Below are 18,885 nucleotides of genomic sequence, written 5' to 3' on the forward strand. Positions count from 1 at the left end.
CTCCGGAGCCTCGCGCAGCGAGAGCAGCTATGATAGCCGGGGGATTCATCCCCCGGCGGCGGCGACGGCGGGCACCGACGGCGGATGCACTCTTCCGGCGGAGGCGACGGCGGATGCACTCTTCCGGTGGCGGCGGCGCCGGCAACCCCTGCCGGCCGCACTCCCCCGACCCCGTGCCGGCGACATCCCCCGCCGCCCCCCCGGCCGAGGTGGCCGCCGCCCCCCCGGCCAAAACCGCGGCGGATCCCCGGGGGTACCGGCCGGTGCTTCCCGGCCGGCCTTGAAAGGCCGGCCTACCTCTGGTACGCCACTGCGTGGCTCTGCAAGGAGGGTTTCCTCTGGAGCCTCGCGCAGCGAGAGCAGCTATGATAGCCGGGGGATTCATCCCCCGGCGGCGGCGATGGCGGGCACCGCCGGCGGATGCTCCTCCGGGGGCGGCGACGGCGGGCACCGCCGGCAGATGCACGCCTTTCGGTGGCGGCGACGGCGACAACCTCCCCCGGTGCTGTCTGTCAGCCCCCCCCTTGCCGGCGGCGCTGCTTGTCCATCTCCAGCTCCTGGATGCGCTTCCAGCGGGCCTTGGACTCCTCGTACAGAGGGTCGGTGGAGTCCAGCTCGGTCAGGGCACGCTTGTAGAAATCGACGGCACGCTCGGGGTCGCCGGTCAGCCAGGAGTGCATGCCCAGGTAATAATAGGCGACGCCGGTGTGGCCTTCTGCGGAGTGCAAGCCTCCCAGGTCGAAATAGAGGCGGGAGTAGTCGGGCAGGATCGGGATCAGCCCCTCCAGGAGGGCGATGGCCCGGGGGCGCTCCCCCAGCTGGCCGAGGGCTCGGGCCAGGTGGAAGGTGGCGTAGCCCAGCTCCGGATCCCGGTCCCGGGCCTGGGTCAGCACCTCCTTGGCCTCCTGGTACCGGCCGGCCTCGTGGAGAGCCACCCCCAGGTCCGCCTGCAGGATGGGCCGGTTGGGCTCTGCCGCCACCACGGCGGCAAGACCCTCTGCCGCGGCCTGGGCGTTGCCGGCCGCCAGCTGCGCCAGGGCCAGGCCATACCGGGCCAGGGCTTCGGCCTGCGGCTCGCCCGCCGCCGCCAGTTCCTTGGTGAAGTGAGGGATAAGGCTCGCCGGATCCCGGCTGGCCACCCGGATCCGCTGCTTGAAGCGCAGGAAATCGAAGGGATCGCTCTTGGGGTAGGTGCGGCCGCTGCTGATGGCGAGCAGATCCTGGACGTAGCCCATCCGGGCCTCCGGATCCGGATGGGTGAGAAGATAGGGCGGCAGCTTGCCGGTGCTCATCATCTGGTAGCGCCGCAGGCGCCGCAGGGTGTCCAGCTGGCCGTGAGGATCCCGGTCGATCTCCTGCAGCCAGTGGAAGGCCAGCCGGTCGGCCTCCTCTTCGTCCTGGCGGCTGAACTTGAGGTTGAGGGAGGAGCCGGTGGCCAGGGCGCCGGTGATCACCGCCTGGGCCAGGTCGCCGCTGCCCAGGAGCGCCCCGGCCAGGACCGCCGCCATGGTGCCGATCCCCACCTTGGTGCCCTTCTCCATCCGCTCGGCGATGTGACGGCTCACCACATGGCCGATCTCGTGGGCCAGCACCCCGTAGAGCTCATCCTCGCTGTCCATGGTCTCGATGAGACCCGAATGGATGAAGATGAGACCAGAGGGCGCGGCGAAGGCGTTCAGCTCCTTGTCCCTGACCACAAAGAAGTGGTAGTCGAAGTACTGCACCCCGGCCTGACCGAGGACCTGCCGGCCGATGCGGGTGACATAGGCGGTGAGGTCCGGATCGTCAAGGAGGGCAAGCTCCTGGCGCACCATGGCCAGGAGCTGCTCTCCCACCTCCCTTTCCTCGGCCACCGAGAAGGCCCAGGCCCGGGAGGCCGGCATGGGCGCCGCCGCCAGCAGCGCTGCAGCCAACAGAATCCACGATGCGAGGGACCGGGGCCGGCGAGCGGCGGGCGTGGGGATCGTCATGGGGGCACCCTCCATGGGGATGCAAGGTCGGTTGGGCCGCCGTCTTGCCAAGGCGACCAAAACAAGGAAAGATAGCGGCCATGCTCCAGGAGCTCAAGATCGAAAATCTGGCCCTGATCGAACGGCTGGAGATCGCCTTCGGCCCCGGCCTGGCCGTCTTCACCGGCGAGACCGGCGCCGGCAAGTCCATCGTGCTGGCCGCCGTCCATCTGCTCTCCGGCGGCAAGGCCCCGCCCACCTGGATCCGCACCGGAGCCAGCCAGGCCACCGTGGAGGCCCTGTTCGACGACGTCGCCGCCAACCAGGCCCTGGCCGAGCTTCTGGCCAGCCAGGACCTGGAGGCCGGCGGCGTGGTGGTGGTCCGCCGGGTTATCGGCGAGGGTGGCCGCAGCCGCTTCTATGTCAACGGCCACCTGGTGCCGGCCCGGCTGGCCGGCGAGGTCCTGGCCGAGCTGGTGAGCCTGGCCGGCCAGCACGAGCAGCAGCGGCTCCTGGACCCCGGCCGCCATCTGGACCTCCTGGATACGGCGGCCGACCTCGGTCCGACCCGGCGGGCCTTTGCCGCCGACTTCGACCGCTGGCGGGCGCTGGCCGCCGAGGTGACCCAGCTGCGCCAGGCTTTGGGCCAGCGGGATCAACGCCGGGATTTCCTGGCCTTCCAGATCGCCGAGATCGAGGCCGCCAGGCTGACCCCGGACGAGGAGGAGCGCCTCCTTGCCCGGCGGCAGGTCTTGAAGTCCGCCGACACCCTCACCCGTCTGGGCCGGGAGGCCCACGAGCTGCTGCGGGAGGGGGTGTGGGACCAGCTGTCCTCCGTCCGCCAGCGGCTGGAGCAGATGGCCCAGCTGGACCCGGCCACCGCCTCCATCCTGGCCGAGGTGGCCGCCGCCTTCTATACCCTGGGGGATCAGGCCGGCCGTCTGGAGGCCTATCTGGAGACCGTCCAGGCCGACCCGGCGGAGCTGGAGGCCACCAGCAGCCGGCTCGACCTCCTGGCCCGCCTGAAGCGCAAATACGGCGCCAGCGTGGCCGCTATTCTGGACCTCCATCAGGCGTTGACCCAGGAGCTGGCCGCCCTGGAGTCGGTGGACGACCGGCTGGGGCAGCTGGGCGCCGAGGAGGCCCGACTGGCGGCGGCGCTGCGGGCGGCAGCGGCTGGCCTGTCTGCCGCCCGCCATGCCGCCGCCGAGCGGATCGCCCGGGCGGTGCAGGCGGAGCTGCAGGCCCTGGGGCTGGGCCAGGCCTGCTTTGCGGTCCGCTTCCGGGACCAGCCGGAAACAGCAGCGGCCCTGACCCGGGACGGCTGGGATCGGCCGGAGCTGCTGTTCTCCGCCAACCCGGGCGAGCCCGCCAAGCCCTTGGCCGCCATCGCCTCGGGAGGCGAGCTGTCCCGGCTGCTGCTCGCCATCAAGAGCATCCTCGCCCAGAAGGACCAGGTGGGATGCGTGATCTTCGACGAGGTGGATGCCGGCATCGGCGGCCAGGCCGCGGATGCGGTGGCCCGGAAGATCCGGGACCTGGCCCGCCACCATCAGGTGCTGTGCATCACCCACCTGCCCCAGATCGCCTCCTGTGCCGACACCCATTTTCTGGTGGACAAGCAGGTCCGGGATGGCCGCACCCACACCCGGGTGCTCCAGCTCGACCGGCCGGCCCGGGTGGGCGAGCTGGCCCGGATGCTGGACGGCACCAGCGGCCGGCCGGAAACCGTGGCCTTCGCCGAGGCCCTCCTGACCGCCAGCCAGAAGGGGGCATAGAGCCATGCCCGCGGCCTGCCACCTCGTCGCCCTTTTTTCCGGTGGCCTGGACAGCATTCTGGCCTGCCGCCTCCTCCAGGAGCAAGGGGCGATCGTCCAGGCGGTGCGCTTCGCCACCCCGTTCTTCGGCGACGACCTCCTGGCCGACCCGGAGGGCTACGCGGCCCAGGTCCGGCGCCAGTTCGGCATCGAGGTCCTGGTGCGGGACGTCACGGCGCCCTATCTTGAGATGCTGGCCCGTCCTGCCCATGGCTACGGCCGCCACTTCAACCCCTGCCTGGACTGCAAGATCCTGCTCGTCACCCAGGCCCGGCACCTCATGGAGGAGCTGGGGGCGGACGGCATCATCACCGGCGAGGTGATCGGCCAACGGCCCATGTCCCAGCGCCGGGACACCTTGCGGGTCGTGGAGCGGGATTCCGGCTGCACCGGCCTGCTCCTGCGGCCCCTGTGCGCCAAGCATCTGCCGCCCACCACCCTGGAGGAGCGGGGCCTGGTGGACCGGCAGCGGCTCCTGGACCTGGCCGGCCGCGGCCGCAGCGGCCAGATCCGGCTGGCGGCCCGTTTCGGCATCGAAGGCTACCCGTCGCCGGCCGGCGGCTGCCTCCTCACCGACCCCAACCTGGCGGCCCGCATCCGGGCTCTCTACGCCGAGACCGGCGTGCCGGCGGCCGCCGACCTGCGCCTGGCCCTGGTGGGCCGCCAGCTCCGGCTGCCGGGCGGCGGCTGGCTGGCCCTGGGCCGCAACCAGGAGGAGAACGAGCGGCTGGCCGCCCTGGCCGAGCCGTCCGACCTGGTCCTGACCACCCCGGACTGGCCAGGACCAACGGCGATCCTGCGCCGGGGCGATACGGAGGACCTGGCCCGGGCCGCCGGCATCCTGGTCCGCTTCAGCCGCAAGCGGGGTCGACCGGACGGCCCGCTGCCGGTGGCGATAACCGGCGCCAGCGCCCGCCACCTCACCGCCTCACCCCTGCCGAACGAGGTTTTCCAGGATTGGCAGCGGTAGATGGCCGGCGGCTGGCGCCTCGACCCGTCTACCCCTGCCCCTGCCCCGGATCGGCGCCGGGCTCACCGGGGCCGTACTTCCTGAGCTTGGCGTGGAGCGTCCGGCGGGTGATGTGCAGCCGGCGGGCGGTCTCGCTCTTGTTGCCGCCGCTCTCTGCCAGGGTGCGGAGGATGACCTGCCGCTCGGCCTCTTCCAGGGAGGTGGGGGGAGAGGAGGTGGCGGCCGCCGGCAGCGGCGCCGCGGTCCCGGCCTTGCGCACCGCCAACGGCAGGCTGTCCACATCGAGGACCTCGCCCCGCAAGAGGATCACCGCCCGCTCCATGGCGTTCTCCAGCTCCCGGATATTGCCCGGCCACCCGTAGCGCACCAGGCAGTCCATGGCCCCGGGGTCGATCCCCCGCACCTTGCGGCGGTTGCGGGCCGCAAAGCGCGCCACGAAATGCTCGGCCAGGGGCGGGATGTCGTCGGGTCGCGCCCGCAAGGGCGGCACGGGAATGGTCACCACATTCAGCCGGTAATAGAGATCCTCCCGGAATCGCCCCTGCCGCACCTCCTCTTCCAGGACCCGGTTGGTGGCCGCCACCACCCGGACGTCGACCCGGATGGTCTCCTGGCCGCCCACCCGCTGCACCTCGTGCTCCTGCAGGGCCCGCAGGAGCTTGGCCTGCATGAACGGGCTCGTCTCCCCCACCTCGTCCAGAAACAGGGTGCCGCCATGGGCCTGAACGAACTTGCCCTCCCGCCGGCGGTCGGCACCGGTGAACGCCCCCTTCTCGTGGCCAAAGAGCTCGGATTCGAGCAGGGTCTCGGCCAGGGCCGCGCAGTTGACCGTAACCAGCGGGCCATCCTTGCGCAGGCTGTGGCGATGGAGGGCATGGGCCACCAGCTCCTTGCCGGTGCCGCTCTCGCCGGTCACCAGCACCGTCGCCTCGCTGGGCGCCACCACCGCCAAGAGCTCGGCCAGCTCGTGCATGGCCGCCGAGGCGCCCACCAGGCCGAAATCCGCCGGACCCCTGCCCGGTCCGGCCAAAGCCGCGCCCGAGGGCGCCGGTCCGCCGGTCTCCTCCAGGGTGGCGCGCAGGCGGCCGAAATCCAGGGGTTTGGTCAGGTAGTCGTGGGCGCCGATCTTCATGGCCTCCACCGCGGCATCCACCGACGAATAGGCGGTCATGAGGATCACCGGCAGGGTGGGATGGTGGCGATGCATCTGGCGGAGTGCGCTCATGCCGTCCAGGCGGGCCATGCGCACGTCCATGAGCACCACCGCAAAGCTGCGGCCGGCCAGGGCGGCGACGGCCGTGTCGCCGTCGTCGGCCTCCGCCACCTGCCAGCCCCAGTCGGACAGCAGGGTGCGCAGCATGATCCGGTGCGCCCGGTCGTCGTCCACCACCAGGACCGAGCGGGGTGTGGAATGGCGGGCGGGCATGATGATTCCCTCGGCACAAGAGACAGGTGATCGACGGGCCGCGGAGCCCCTCGCCGGCGCGTGAAATGGCGGTTGCGGGCTGCCGGGCCTTTATGATAAACCACGGGGCGGATGTGTGCCGCCCCCAACCAACGCCTCTCTGCGAGGGATCCTCATGCGCCTGTCCCACTGCTGCCTTGGCCTTGCCCTGTTCTGTCTGCTCGGCCTTGCCGGGATCCCCTCCGGCCTGGCCGCCACCGAGGCCGAGCCGGAGGCCGGCGCTGATCTGGACGAGGAGACCACCGCGGTCGAGGCTGACCCCCTGGCGGGCTGGAACCGGGCCATGTACACCTTCAACGACCGCCTGTACTTCTGGGTCCTCAAGCCCGTGGCCCAGGGCTACGGCGCTGTGCTGCCGGAAGGCATCCGGGTGAGCATCCGGGACTTCTTCCGCCATCTGGCCACGCCCATCCGCTTCCTCAACTGCTGTCTGCAGGGCAAGGTGAACGAGGCGGGCCGCGAGGTGGGCCGTCTTATGCTCAACACCACCTTCGGCCTCGCCGGCTTCATCGACTTTGCCGGCCGCTATGAAGACCTGCCGGCCAGCGACGAGGACTTCGGTCAGACCCTGGGGGCCTGGGGGGTCGGGGAGGGCGTCTTCATCACCTGGCCGGTCCTGGGCCCTTGCACCCTGCGGGACACTTTCGGCCTGGCCGGGGACGCCCTTGCCTACCCGCCGACCTACGTGTCCCCAGCCCTGGCCTCGGTTGGCATCCGCACCGGCGAGAAGGTCAACGACACCTCCCTCACCATCGGCGACTACGAGGCGTTGAAAGACGCCGCCCTGGAGCCGTACACCGCTGTCCGTGACGCTTACCTCCAGCACCGCCGGGACCGGGTGGCCCAGTGAGGGAGTCCTCCCGCACCAGGCCGACCGCCCGCTCCTTCCCATGCCTTTGCCCCCTGGGCTTGCCATCGGTCCGGTCCGCCTGGCATCGCCCCTGATGCTGGCGCCGCTCGCCGGCTACAGCGACCTGCCTTTCCGCCGCCTGTGCCGCGAGCACGGCGCCGGCCTCGTGGTCTCGGAGATGATCTCCTGCCACGGCCTGGTGCGGGGCCAGCGCAACACCATGCGCCTCCTGGCCACCCACCCGGATGAGCGGCCGGTAGCCTTCCAGCTCTTCGGCAGCGACCCGGCGGTCATGGGTGCCGCGGCGGCTGTCCTGAGCGACCAGCCCATCGATCTCATTGACATCAACATGGGCTGCCCGGTGCGCAAGGTGGTGCGCAAGGGCGCCGGTGCGGCCCTGCTCAAGGATCCGGCCCTGGCGGCCCGCATCGTCACCGCGGTGAGGGTCCAGGCCCGGTGGCCGGTGACGGTGAAGATCCGCACCGGCTGGCAGAAGGGGGACGAGGTGGTGGCCCTGGCCCGCCGCCTGGCGGATGCCGGCGCCCAGGCAGTGACCGTGCATGGCCGCACCTGGGCCCAGGGCTTCGGCGGCCAGGCGGACTGGCAGGCCATCGCCCGGGTGAAGGCCGCGCTGGCCGTGCCGGTGATCGGCAACGGCGACGTGCGCACCCCGGAAGACGCCCGCCGTATGCTCGAAGAGACCGGCTGCGACGGGGTGATGATCGGCCGCGCCGCCCTGGGCAACCCGTGGCTGTTCGGCTGGCAGCCGCTGCCCGCCGGTCTCGGTCTGCGGCTGGCGGTGCTGGCCCGGCATCTGGATCTCATGGCCATCCACGGGGAGGGTAGCGGCGTCCTGCACCAGGCCCGCAGCCACGCCGGCCGCTATCTGACCGGCCTCAGGGACGCCAGCCGGCTGCGCCAGGAAATCCAGGCGGCCCCCAGCCTGGAGAGCCTCCGCCAGCTCCTCGACCGCTGGCTTGACCTGCCGGAAGACTCTTGGGCCTTTCCAAGGGCCGGCCGGTCAGGGTAACGTGTGACGATTGCACAGAAGACGCCGACCATGTGAAGGCATACCTGCGGCCTGCGCTCAGTCCGGAGCTTCATGACCAAGCCCGACGACATCTCGGCCACCGAGAAGCTCCTGGAGCTCATCCGCAGCTCCCAGCGCCCGCCCCCCCCATCCCGGACGGGAGACGAGACCCGGGAGCCGCTGCCGGTCCCCGAGGATCTGGCAGCGTTGCCGCTGGCCGAGCCGCACCCGCCGCCAGGGACGGCTGGGCTCGTGCTGGAAGGGGTGGAGCCTACCCCGGCGCCCTTGCCGGAGCCCGCACCCGCCGCCGAGGCGGATCCGGCCGGCCGCCTTGCCCCGGCCGCCCCCCGGCCGCGGCGTGCCGCTCCGGCCACTGGCCGCCGGCGCTTCACCCTGCCCTTGCTGCCGGGGCTTGCGGCCGGTGGCGGCCTGGCCGTCGGCATCGAGATCGGCGCCGACGCCCTCTGCCTGGTCAAGGCCAGCGGCGGTCTCGCGCACCCCTGTTTGCTGGACTCCCAGTACCTGCCCTACGCCGGCCGCTGCCAGGTGCCGTCTCCGGTGGAAGCCCGCACCCTCACGGGGGATGACCGCTTCGGCCGCTTCCTGGCGGAGGCCCTGGCCGGTTTCGTGGGCCGGCGGGAGCGGGCCCGGCTGTGGTGCGTCCTGCCCCGGCAGGCGGTGACGATCCACCACCTCACCGTGCCACGGGTGGCGAAAAGAGAGCTGGCCAATGTCGTCTTCTGGGCAGCCAAGAAGGAGCTGACCCTGGACGAAGGGGCCACTGTCCTGGACTACACGCTCCTGGGCGAGGTAACCGTGGCCGAGGTGCCCAAGCTGGCGGTCCTGGTGCTTCTGGCCAACCGGCAGGAGGTTGCCGCCTGGCAGGGCCTGTTCCGCGGCCTGGGCTTTCCACTGACCGGCCTGGCCTCCTCGGCGGTGGCCTTGCAGAACCTCCTGGAGAGCCGCTGGCTGGGCGGCGACGGCGACGCGTATTCCCTCCTGCACCTGGACGAGCAGGAGTCCTTCATCGATGTCTACCTGGACCGCCAGCTCCTCTTCAGCCGGGATATCAAGACCGGCATCGGCAGCCTCCTGGAATCCATGGTCGGCCTCAAGACCGCGGGCGGCGCCATCCCGGACGAGGATGCGGCCCGGCGCCTGCTGCTCGGCTCCCGGGACGCCGGCCCTGGCCTCGACATCATCGACCTGCGCCTGCCGGCCACCGACCGTCTGGTGCGGCAGCTGGAAAGGACCTTCGATTACTGCGCCACCCATTTCGCCTGCCCGCGGCCCAGCCACCTCTTTCTCACGGGCAGCCTCGCCGGCAGCGCCAGCTTTGCCAGGTTGTTTGCCAGCGAGCTGGGGCTCGCCTGCAGCGCCCTGGATCCCTTTGCCGTGGATCGACCGCTCCTGGGCACCGCGCTGCCACCGCCGCAGCCGGCCCAGCGTGCCGCTCTGGGTCCGGCCTTCGGCCTGGCTCTGTCCGATGGCCGGCGCACCCCAAACTGCCTGCAGCCCCAGAAGGAGCGGGAGGCCATCCAGCGCAGCCAGCGGCTGAGCCAGGTCGCCAGCGCCGGCTTTCTGGCCCTGCTGGCGGCCAGCACCGTGCTTTTTGCCTGGCAGCGCGGGCAGGTGCGAAGCAAAGAGGAGCGCCGGGCCTTCCTGGCCAGGCAGCTGGCCGCAGCCGTACCCCCGGGCGTCGGCCAGCTGGACCAGGCACTCCTCCTGGACCTGGTGGCCCGGATCAGGGAGCTTGCCGGGCAGGACTACCAGCGGGCCAAAGAACAGTTCGAGGTCGCGCTCCTGGCCGAGCTATTGCGTCTGACCCCGCCGGCGGTCCGGCTCATCAGCCTGACCGTGACCCGGGGCGCAGCCAGCGACCGGAACCGGACGCCCCCTTACGGGCTGGCCATGGAGGGCCTGGTCACCGGCCCGGCCCGGCAGCTCGAGCTGAAGCTCGCCGCACTGGTAGCCAATCTGTCCGCGTCGCCCTTCTTCCAGACCGTGACCATCCGGGAGCGGAGCGCCCGGGCCTTCCGCTCCGAAGAGGTGCTCCACTTCGTGGTGGAGCTCTCGGCGGATCGTCTTGATCGGCCAGCCGCGGGAGCGGGTCCGTCATGATGCAGCTGCCTGCTCCCCTCGCCGGCACCAGCCGGCCGATCCTGATCACCCTGCTCGGTCTCCTGCTGGTGGGTCTCGTCCTGGGCGGCGGCGTGGTGCCGGCTATGCTGACCAGCCGGCGCCTGGATGCCGAGATCCTCCGCCTGGAAGGCCAGGCGAAGGATCAGGCCCAGTTGCGGGATCTGTACCTGACCTTGCACGAGCGCCTGCAGACCCTGGAGGGGGAGGTCGGTGCGGCGCCGCCCCCCCGCCAGCCCCTGGCGGCCGGCCATGCCCAGGAAATCTTCACCACTTTGAACCGCCTGAGTGGCCAGCACCGGCTGCGCCTGGAGGAGGTCACACCGGAGATCAGGAGCATTGCCGCCGGCCGGCAGGAGATCCGGATCCTCGCCGTCAGCGCCGGCGAGCCCGAGGGGCTACGCGGCTTCCTGAGCGAGCTCCTGGCCCTGCCCTATGTGGAGGCCATGGAGGAGATCCGGCTGGAGGCGGGTGATACCGGGGTGCGGCTGCAGCTCACCTTCTCGGTGATCCTCTCCTGAACCGGGCACCTGGGAGACCACGGTCATGAAGCGCTCCGAGCAGATCCTTCTGGGCCTGACCGGGCTGGCGGCCCTGTACGGGGCCTATGTCTTTCTCGTGGAGCCCAGGAAGACCGGCCCAGCAGCCACCAGCGCCGGTCCCATCGTGGCGGCGGTCACCGCCGAGCTGGCCGCAAGTCCGGTGCCCGCCGGGGTGCCTTTGGCCCAGGTCCGGGAGCGCCTGGCCGACACCTGGAGCGCCGACCGCTTCCTGACCGTGAGCTTTCGCCGCGAGCTGGAGCGGCAGGCCCAGGAGGGACAGCGCCGGGAGGTCCTGGATGCCAGCGGCTTCCAGTACACCGGCTTCGCCGAGATGGGCGACGCCCGCATCGCCATCATCAACGGCCTCGACTACCGGGAAGGCGACGAGATGGAAGGCTTCATCATCGGCGCCATCGGCCCGGAGATGGTGGAGCTGGTCCAGGGGGAGCAGAAGGTCCTGGTCCCCATCGTGGCCGGCGAGTAGCCGGCGGGGTATGGTCAAGCCAGGCAGGCAGCAGGGATAACGGCCTGGCCCAGGTGCTCGTTGTCTTCCAAGAGGATGCCATCCATGCCACGACCCCTCACCATCCTTCTGGTCGTCCTGCTCGTCGCGCTCGGGCTGGGCTCGATGCCGGCGGCGGCCAGCGACCCGCCGGCCCCGGCCGCCACGCCGCAAGCAGCGGCCGCCGGCCCTGCCCTGCCGATGCCAGTGACCGGGCTGCCGGAGACCCTGATCTCGGTGCGCTTCATCGACGCCGACCTGGGCACGGTGCTCCGCTCCCTGGCCCGGATGGCAGGCCAGAATATCCTGGTCAACCCCGGCGTCCAGGGCACGGTGAGCACCCATATCGAAAACACCCCCTGGAACGAGGTCTTTCTGGGTCTGGTGGAAAGCTATGGCCTCACCCTGTCCCGGGAAGGCAGCCTCCTGCGGGTGATGTCCCTGGACGACCTCAAGCAGATCCTGGAGCGCAAGGCCCTGGAACGGGAGGAAAAGGAGCAGGTGGCGCCGCTGGTCACCCGGATTGTGGGCATCGAGTTCGCGAATCCCGACGAGATCGCCGAGTCCATCCGGCCGCTTCTGACCAAGGACAAGGAGGGGGCAGCCCGGGGCTCGGTAACCGTGGACGTGCACTCCCGCTCCCTGGTGGTCCAGGACGTGGAGGAGAACATGGCCAAGCTGGTGGCCTTTGTCCGCGACCTGGACCGCTCCACCCCCCAGATCCTCATCGAGGCCCGCATCATCGAGACCACCATGGATACCGCCCGGGAGCTGGGGGTGCAGTGGGGCTGGCTGCACGGCAGCTACGGCAACCTCCTTACCCCGGGCGGCATCAACGGCACCGTCGACCCGGCCACCGGCCGGAGCACGTACCTGCCCGGGGTCGACGGCAAGAGCCGCTCCGGCATCGGCGGTCAGGGCTTCGGCGTCGATCTGCCGGCAGCCCCGATCGGCGGCATCAACCCCGCCTCCATCGGCTTCATCAACCGGAGCGTGTCCGGCAACGTCCTGGACGTCCAGCTGTCGGCCCTGCAGGAAGAGGGGCGGGTCAGGATCCTCTCCCGGCCCTCCATCGCCACCCTGGACAACAACCAGGCCATCGTGGAAAGCGGCACCGACGTCCCCTTCCAGACCGTGGAGAACGACGAGGTCAAGGTCCAGTACAAGAGCGCCACCCTGCGGCTCCAGGTCACCCCCCACGTCATCACCGACCAGGTGATCAAGCTCAACATCGAGGCCAAGAAGGACGAGGTGGACATGAGCCGCACCGTGCTCGGCAACCCGTTCATCATCCGCAAGCTGGCCCAGACCCAGCTGCTGGTGGAGAACGGGGCCACGGCGGTCATCGCCGGCCTGGCCAAGGAGACCAGCACCGACGGCAACACCGGGGTGCCTGGCCTCAAGGACGTGCCGCTCCTGGGCTGGCTCTTCAAGAAGGACTCCAAGTCCAGCGATCTGGAAGAGCTTCTGATCTTCATCACCCCCAAGATCCTCACCGGGGGAGCGCCGGCCGACACTGCGGCCGCGCAGCCGCCAGAGCCGGCTGCCGCTGCCCCGTGAAGGGCGGCCAGGGAGAAGCGTGTCATGCGCCGGATCCGCAAGCGACTGGGAGAGATGCTGGTGGAAGCAGGCCTCCTGGCCGAGGAGCAGATGGGGCCGATCCTGGCCGAGCAGAAGGGCTCGGGCATGCGGCTGGGAGACTTTCTGATCCACAAGGGCATCGTCTCCGAAGACGAGATCATAAGCCTTCTGTCCACCCAGCTCCAGATCGGCAAATACGACCCCAACGAGCTGGCGGTGGGGCCGGAGCTGGCCAGCCTGATCCCGTACGACCTGGCCAACAAGTACCTCCTCGCCCCCTTGTCCCAGGACGACTTCGTGCTGAGGATCGCCATGGTCGACCCCATGGACCTCAATGCCCTGGACATGGTGGAAAAGCTCAACAACATCGAGGTGGAGCCCCTCATCTGCTCGAAATCGGAGCTGGCCATTCTTCTCAATGGCATCTACGGCATCCGATCCTCGGTGTCGGAGGTGCTGGACGAGCTGGGCGAGCTGGAGATCAAGAGCGAGGACCAGGGCGCCGAGCCGCTGGGCATCCTCCGGGATATCGCCGACGCGGCGCCGATCATCCGGCTCGTCAACTCCATCCTCCACCAGGCGGTGAAGGAGCGAGCCAGCGACGTCCATATCAGCCCGGAGCAGAAGCGGGCCCAGGTGCGCTTCCGGATCGACGGCAAGATGCACGAGGTGCCGCCGCCGCCCCGCTCGATGCTGCCCGGGATCGTCTCCCGGATCAAGATCCTGGCCAGCATGGATATCGCCAACACCCGCATCCCCCAGGACGGCCGGTTCAACATCCGGGTGGAGGACCAGGAGATCTCCCTCCGGGTCTCCACCCTGCCCACCATCTACGGCGAGAACCTGGTCATGCGGCTGCTCTACATCAGCGTTGGCGCCTTACCCCTGGAAAAACTGGGCTTTCTGGCGGAGGACCTCGTAACCATCCGCCACATGGCCAGGCAGCCCTACGGCATGATCCTCTCCGCCGGCCCCACCGGCAGCGGCAAGTCCAGCTCGCTTTATGCCCTCCTCAACGAGATCAACACCCCGGAGGTCAACATCATCACCCTGGAGGATCCGGTGGAGTACCGCATGGACGGGGTGCGCCAGGTGCAGCTCAACACCAAGGCCGGCATGACCTTCGCCTCCGGCCTGCGCTCCATCCTGCGCCAGGACCCCAACATCATCATGGTGGGCGAGATCCGGGACAACGAGACCGCCAGCATCGCCATCCAGGCTGCCCTCACCGGCCATCTCGTCCTGTCCACCATCCACACCAACGACTCTGCCGGCACCGTCACCCGCCTGGACAACATGGGCATCGAGCCCTTCCTGATCTCCGCCTCCCTCCTGTGTGTCTGCGCCCAGCGCCTGCTGCGCCGGATCTGTGCCCGTTGCGCCGCCCCCTTCGCGCCGCCGCCTGCGGTGCTCCGCTACTGGGGGCTCGACGAGACGGCCAGCGCCCATTTCCAGAAAGGGACCGGCTGCTCCTTGTGCATGAATACCGGCTACAAGGGCCGCACCGGCATCTACGAGATCCTGGCCGTGGACGACGACGTCCGGGCCATGATCCTCACCCGGGTCTCCTCCTCCGACATCAGCCGCCGCCTGCGGGCCGCCGGCAAGCTGCGGCTTCTGCGGGACATCGCGCTGGCCAAGGTGATCGACGGCATCACCACCTTCGAGGAGGCGGCGGAGACGGTTCTCGTCTGAGGACAGGACGCCCGCGCTCACCCGCATGCCCCAGTTCGCCTACAAGGCCATCAACGATCGAGGTGCCACGATCCAGGGCGTGGTGGAGGCAGAGTCGGTGGCAGCGGCCCAGAACATCCTGGCCGGCCAGGGCCTCTTCCCGACCAGCGTCGGCAAGGCCCGGGGGGACGGAGGCAGCGGCGGCATGGCCGGCGGCCTCTTCGCCAAGAAGGTGGGCACACCGGAGCTGCTCCTGTTCACCAAGCAGATCCGGACCATGATCCGGGCCGGCATCTCCATCACCCAGGTTCTCGAGATCCTGGAGGCCCAGACCGAGAACGCCACCCTGCGGCAGACCTTGCGGGCCATGACCACGGACATCAAGGAGGGCGCCACCCTTACCGACGCCTTCCGCAGGCATCCCAAGGTCTTCAACAGCCTCTACTGCAGCCTGATCCATGCCGGCGAGCTGTCCGGCACCCTGCCGGAGATCCTGGAGCGGATCACCTTCATCCTCGACCACGAGCACAAGGTCCGGGAGGATGTGAAGAGCGCTCTCGCCTATCCCAAGATGGTGGTCTTCGCCCTGGGCGGCGCCTTCTTCTTCCTGCTCACCTTCGTCATCCCCAAGTTCGCGGGCGTGTTCGCCAGCGCCGGCCTCGAGCTGCCCGCCCCCACCAGGCTGTGCATCTGGCTCTACCAGGTGCTCAAGGCCTATTGGCCGGTCCTCATCGGCGCGGCAACCGCGGCCTTCTTCGCCCTGCGCGCCTTCTTTGCCACCCCCCAGGGCGCCTTTCTCCGGGACCACACCGTGCTGCGGCTGCCGGTTCTGGGCCCCTTGTTCGTCAAGACCGCCATGAGCCGGTTCTCCAGCATCCTGTCCATCCTCATGAAGAGCGGGGTCAGCATCCTGGATGCCATCAGGATCATCTCCGCCGCCATCGGCAACGCCGCCATCGCCCGGGAGTTCGACCGCCTCAAGCACCTCATGGAGGAGGGCCGCGGCATCGCCGGTCCCCTGCGGGAGGCCAAGTTCTTCACCCCGATGGTCATCAACATGATCGCGGTGGGCGAGGAGTCCGGCTCCCTGGAGGACATGCTCCAGGAGGTCTCCCACCATTACGACGAGGAGGTGGGCTACGCCACCAAGGCCCTGTCCGACGTCATCGGCCCGGTGCTGGTGGTGGGGCTGACCGCGGTGGTGGGCTTCTTTGCCCTGGCCATCTTCCTGCCCATGTGGGACCTCACCAAGATGGCCAAGTGAGCGATTTCTTCGGCCAGGGCGGCGCGGCTGCCGGCTCTTCCTGGCGCACCCTGCCGATGACGGCGCTGATCAGGCACGGCGGCGGCCCTGGGGCCGACTCGGTGGCCCGGCAGGGAGCCATGGATCACGGCGCTGGGGGAGGCCTACGGACGGCAGCCGGGTCGGGCGGGGGGCTCAGTCGGCCACGGTGCGGCGCACCAGGTCCCGGAAGGCCTCCAAAGAGGCGATGACCACCGCTCGCTTGTGCAGGGTGTGCAAGGTCTCTTCCCGCTCCACCTTGTCCAGCTCAAGGAGCACCACCGCCGGAACCGCCTCGAAGCGGGCCTCCAGGACATCGATGATGCTCCGGCGCAAGGCGCTCAGGGTGCGCCGCTGCCCCTGCTCCAAGGTCGCCGGCAGATCAAAAAGCCCCGCAAAGTCCAGAGGATGCACCCATGTGCTCCGGCCGTGGTAGAAGATGAGCAGGATGATGGGCACAAAGGGTGCGTGCGTAGTGGACGGCTCTCAGGCCGGCATGGCGGGCAGGTAGGCCACCGGTGCCAGGCTCAGCAGGAGCTGGGCCATCTCGCGACCCTCCCTGGTCTCGTAGAAGGTGAGCATCGTCCGGTTGAATTCCAGGGCCTTGGCCGCCGGCACACTGATGGGTGGATGGCCGGCCGACATGATGATTCCGTTCATCATCAGGCGCGATGTCCGCTTGTTGCCGTCGAAAAAGAACTGCGACAGGGACCCGAAGAGGAAGAAGTTGATGCCCTTGAGGAACGGACAGGTGATGCGGTCAAGCTCCGCCAGCCCGCCAGCAAACAGCTCGTCCAGGGCCGCGGCCGGCGGCGGCTCGTGACGGCTGCCCGCAATCCGCACCGCCCCGTCCCGGAACACCCCCCAGGTCAAGGCCTCCTCCCGGGCCACCAGGGCGTGCAGCTCGCAGAAGGTCTCCTTGTCGAGAGCGAAGCGGCCCGACCCCACCAGCTCGATAAGCCGCCGCCAGCTGGCGGCCTGGTTGAGCACCAGGCTCTGATCCGCCAGCCGGTGTCCCCCCACGGTGATCCCCTCCAGCAGGGTCTGCACCTCCGGGAAGGTGTACGGGCTGTCTTCCAGCGCCGCAGTGTCGTAGACGATCTCGGCAAAAAGCTTGCGGGCCACGAAGCAGGCCCGCCGCACATCCGGCGCCGCCGCCGGCTGCACGACGCCCCGTGCCGGCACAAAGCCCAGGGGATTCATGACCGGGCTCCCGATCACTGCAGCCGCTCGGCAAGCTCGGATTGCAGGGCCGGATAGCGGCTGAACCGGGCCCGGAGATCCGCCAGCCAGCGGGCACCGGCGGGGCTCCTGTCCAGAGCGGCACAGGCCGCAGTCAGCTCCGCTGCATGGCCGTAAGTTCTCCGTCTCTTGGCGCCGGTGACCCCGGCCACCCGCTGCTCGGCCGCCTGGCGCATCGCTCCGAGCACAAGGGCGCGGGTCTCGGCATCGGCGGTTTCGGCAACGCCAGCCAGACGCAGAACCTCCAGGGCCGAAGGCGTCGCCAGCTGGGGCTCGCCGGCATCGCCCGGCCACCAGCCAGGATCGCCGTGGAAGCCCTCCCACCCCCGCATGTCTTTTGCGGCATCGCCGGCAAGGATCCGCTCAAACGCCCAGAACAGAAGGTGCCCGGGATGCTCCGGGTAAGACCAGCCCAGACCCGGTGCCTGCGCCAGCAGCCGGGCGGCCCCCCGGATATCACCGGCCAGCACCCGGAGAAAGCTCGCCTGGCGGGCATCGGCCCTGGGGCACGCCTTCAAGGCCTGGGCCGCGGCCGCCCGGACCTCCGCCGGCCCCGGCAGCGAGCCGAGCCAACGGCACAGACGAATCAGGCTGGGGGCCTTGCGCCACCCATCCTCCAGCCGGGCCGACTGGTCGTCGAGGCCCAGCTCCTGGGCCGCCAGGGCCGCCCCGTCGAGAAACTCCCCGCGCCGGTGCTCCTCGCGGACCAGGGACGCCGCCTCCTCGAAGGCCCGCAAGGCGGCCCGCCACTCCCTGGCCTCCAGCAGGCTCCTGCACCAGGCGCGCAAATCGTCGGCCTTTCCCGTGGCACGGGCTATCCTGGCCAGGCCGTCCACCCCCTCCAGACGCTGCACCGCCTCCCGCAGCCAGCGGGCCAGGTCGGGTGACCAGTCCAGCCCGCCGATGGCGGTGTATTGCTCCAGAACATCCCGCCACCGGGGCAGAAACTCGGCAAGACCGGGCAGCGGCTCCACCGCCACCCTTTCCATCTCCCGCAAGGGCTCACCGACAAAGCCGATGCCGCTCACCTCGCTGTAGGCCTCCATCAGTGCCCGGGCCCGCTCCTCGGGCTCGGTGGTCATGTACACCGCGACCAGGTACTGCACCGTACAGTCCGTCTCATCGGTGCTCAGCACCTCGCCAATCAGCTCGTGCTGGCCGAGGTCGATCTCGCCCTCGTTGAGCGGCGGCAGGAGGGCCTGGAAGATCGTCCGGGCATCCCCATACCGCCGGTTGAGAAAGGCGGCTCCCCCCTGGCGCAGATGAAAATCGACCTCCTCCGGGTCAGCGTAGCCCCGGCGCTCAGCCGCTGCGGCAAAGGCCGCCACTGCCGCCACCTCAGCCGCCCCCGGGCCGGCTGGCGCCCAGCCGGATCCCGCCCGGGCAGCCCGCTCCACGAGGTTGTTGACGAGAAGGCCTCGGATCCGGCCATCCAGCTGCGGCAGGAGGTCACGGATCAGACCCCGCAGCTGGTCAGCATCCACAGCCGCCAGGGCCGCCTCCAGATCGGCTGCCTCGGACCCTGCCACTGCCTTGTATCGTCTTCCCATCACCCCAGCCTCCACCACCGCCCCGGCACCCCGGTCACAAAGCGGTCGTCCATGTTGCCGCGCTCCCTTGCCACTTGCCGGCTCCCACTAGACACGAAGAACGGACTTGCCGTCAAGCCAAAGGCCGCCCGGGGGTCGCCGGCCCGGCGGAAGCGCCTTGGGCCGGCGTCGCCTGGCCACGTACCTCTGCAGGATGAGTTTGGCAGGATGGGAGGGGCAGGTGGCCGTTCGAGGACCCCACCGCACTGGTCGCCCCAATCCCGGTCTCGTCATAGTTGGCCCGCTCCGAAGC

15 protein-coding genes are annotated in these 18,885 nt (G+C 70.0%); 10 read left to right on the top strand and 5 right to left on the bottom strand.

Going from position 1 to position 18,885, the window contains the following annotated elements; all coding sequences use genetic code 11:
- Positions 1-512: 512 nt before the first annotated feature.
- A complete protein-coding gene (locus AB1634_13035; GenBank protein ID MEW6220441.1) occupies positions 513-1,970 on the bottom strand; it encodes a M48 family metalloprotease in 1,458 nt (485 codons plus the stop codon).
- An 80-nt stretch (positions 1,971-2,050) separates the two neighbouring features.
- Here AB1634_13035 and recN point away from each other — a divergent pair, with 80 nt between their 5' ends.
- Positions 2,051-3,727, top strand: a complete 1,677-nt coding sequence (recN, locus tag AB1634_13040) for a DNA repair protein RecN (protein ID MEW6220442.1) — start codon at positions 2,051-2,053, stop codon at positions 3,725-3,727.
- Positions 3,728-3,731: 4 nt separating this feature from the next.
- Positions 3,732-4,736 carry a thiamine biosynthesis protein gene (locus tag AB1634_13045; protein ID MEW6220443.1) on the top strand — a complete coding sequence of 335 codons (1,005 nt, stop codon included), beginning with the start codon at positions 3,732-3,734 and terminating at the stop codon, positions 4,734-4,736.
- 28 nt (positions 4,737-4,764) lie between these two features.
- Here AB1634_13045 and AB1634_13050 read toward each other — a convergent pair whose 3' ends face one another.
- A complete protein-coding gene (locus tag AB1634_13050; GenBank protein ID MEW6220444.1) occupies positions 4,765-6,162 on the bottom strand; it encodes a sigma-54 dependent transcriptional regulator in 1,398 nt (465 codons plus the stop codon).
- A gap of 154 nt (positions 6,163-6,316) precedes the next feature.
- Between AB1634_13050 and AB1634_13055 the strand changes: the two genes are divergently transcribed.
- From AB1634_13055 to AB1634_13090, 8 genes are all read left to right on the top strand, one after another.
- Positions 6,317-7,051 (top strand): VacJ family lipoprotein, encoded by a 735-nt coding sequence (locus AB1634_13055; protein ID MEW6220445.1) that lies wholly within the window; start codon positions 6,317-6,319, stop codon positions 7,049-7,051.
- 40 nt (positions 7,052-7,091) lie between these two features.
- On the top strand, positions 7,092-8,081 hold the full coding sequence (gene dusB / locus AB1634_13060) for a tRNA dihydrouridine synthase DusB (GenBank protein ID MEW6220446.1): 990 nt from the start codon (positions 7,092-7,094) through the stop codon (positions 8,079-8,081).
- 72 nt (positions 8,082-8,153) lie between these two features.
- Complete coding sequence (locus tag AB1634_13065) at positions 8,154-10,202, top strand: hypothetical protein (GenBank protein MEW6220447.1); 2,049 nt, start codon at positions 8,154-8,156, stop codon at positions 10,200-10,202.
- The gene (locus AB1634_13070; protein ID MEW6220448.1) at positions 10,199-10,741 is read left to right on the top strand and encodes a hypothetical protein; all 543 of its coding nucleotides are present in this window, start codon (positions 10,199-10,201) and stop codon (positions 10,739-10,741) included. The genes AB1634_13065 and AB1634_13070 overlap by 4 nt, the downstream gene beginning before the upstream one ends.
- Positions 10,742-10,766: 25 nt before the next feature.
- A complete protein-coding gene (locus AB1634_13075) occupies positions 10,767-11,246 on the top strand; it encodes a hypothetical protein (GenBank protein MEW6220449.1) in 480 nt (159 codons plus the stop codon).
- A gap of 84 nt (positions 11,247-11,330) precedes the next feature.
- Positions 11,331-12,824: a type IV pilus secretin PilQ gene (gene pilQ, locus AB1634_13080; GenBank protein ID MEW6220450.1), complete on the top strand. Its 1,494-nt coding sequence runs from the start codon at positions 11,331-11,333 to the stop codon at positions 12,822-12,824.
- A gap of 24 nt (positions 12,825-12,848) precedes the next feature.
- Positions 12,849-14,540: a GspE/PulE family protein gene (locus AB1634_13085; GenBank protein MEW6220451.1), complete on the top strand. Its 1,692-nt coding sequence runs from the start codon at positions 12,849-12,851 to the stop codon at positions 14,538-14,540.
- 25 nt (positions 14,541-14,565) lie between these two features.
- Positions 14,566-15,783 (top strand): type II secretion system F family protein, encoded by a 1,218-nt coding sequence (locus tag AB1634_13090; protein ID MEW6220452.1) that lies wholly within the window; start codon positions 14,566-14,568, stop codon positions 15,781-15,783.
- A 174-nt stretch (positions 15,784-15,957) separates the two neighbouring features.
- Here the strand turns inward: AB1634_13090 and AB1634_13095 are convergent, their stop codons facing one another.
- From AB1634_13095 to AB1634_13105, 3 genes are read right to left on the bottom strand one after another with little or no spacing between them, the layout of a single operon-like run.
- Positions 15,958-16,260 carry a hypothetical protein gene (locus AB1634_13095; protein MEW6220453.1) on the bottom strand — a complete coding sequence of 101 codons (303 nt, stop codon included), beginning with the start codon at positions 16,258-16,260 and terminating at the stop codon, positions 15,958-15,960.
- 27 nt (positions 16,261-16,287) lie between these two features.
- Positions 16,288-17,004 (bottom strand): Fic family protein, encoded by a 717-nt coding sequence (locus AB1634_13100; protein ID MEW6220454.1) that lies wholly within the window; start codon positions 17,002-17,004, stop codon positions 16,288-16,290.
- A 14-nt stretch (positions 17,005-17,018) separates the two neighbouring features.
- Positions 17,019-18,596, bottom strand: a complete 1,578-nt coding sequence (locus tag AB1634_13105) for a hypothetical protein (protein MEW6220455.1) — start codon at positions 18,594-18,596, stop codon at positions 17,019-17,021.
- Positions 18,597-18,885 lie beyond the last annotated feature (289 nt).

The organism is Thermodesulfobacteriota bacterium, from assembly GCA_040755095.1.
Taxonomy (GTDB): domain Bacteria; phylum Desulfobacterota; class Desulfobulbia; order Desulfobulbales; family JBFMBH01; genus JBFMBH01.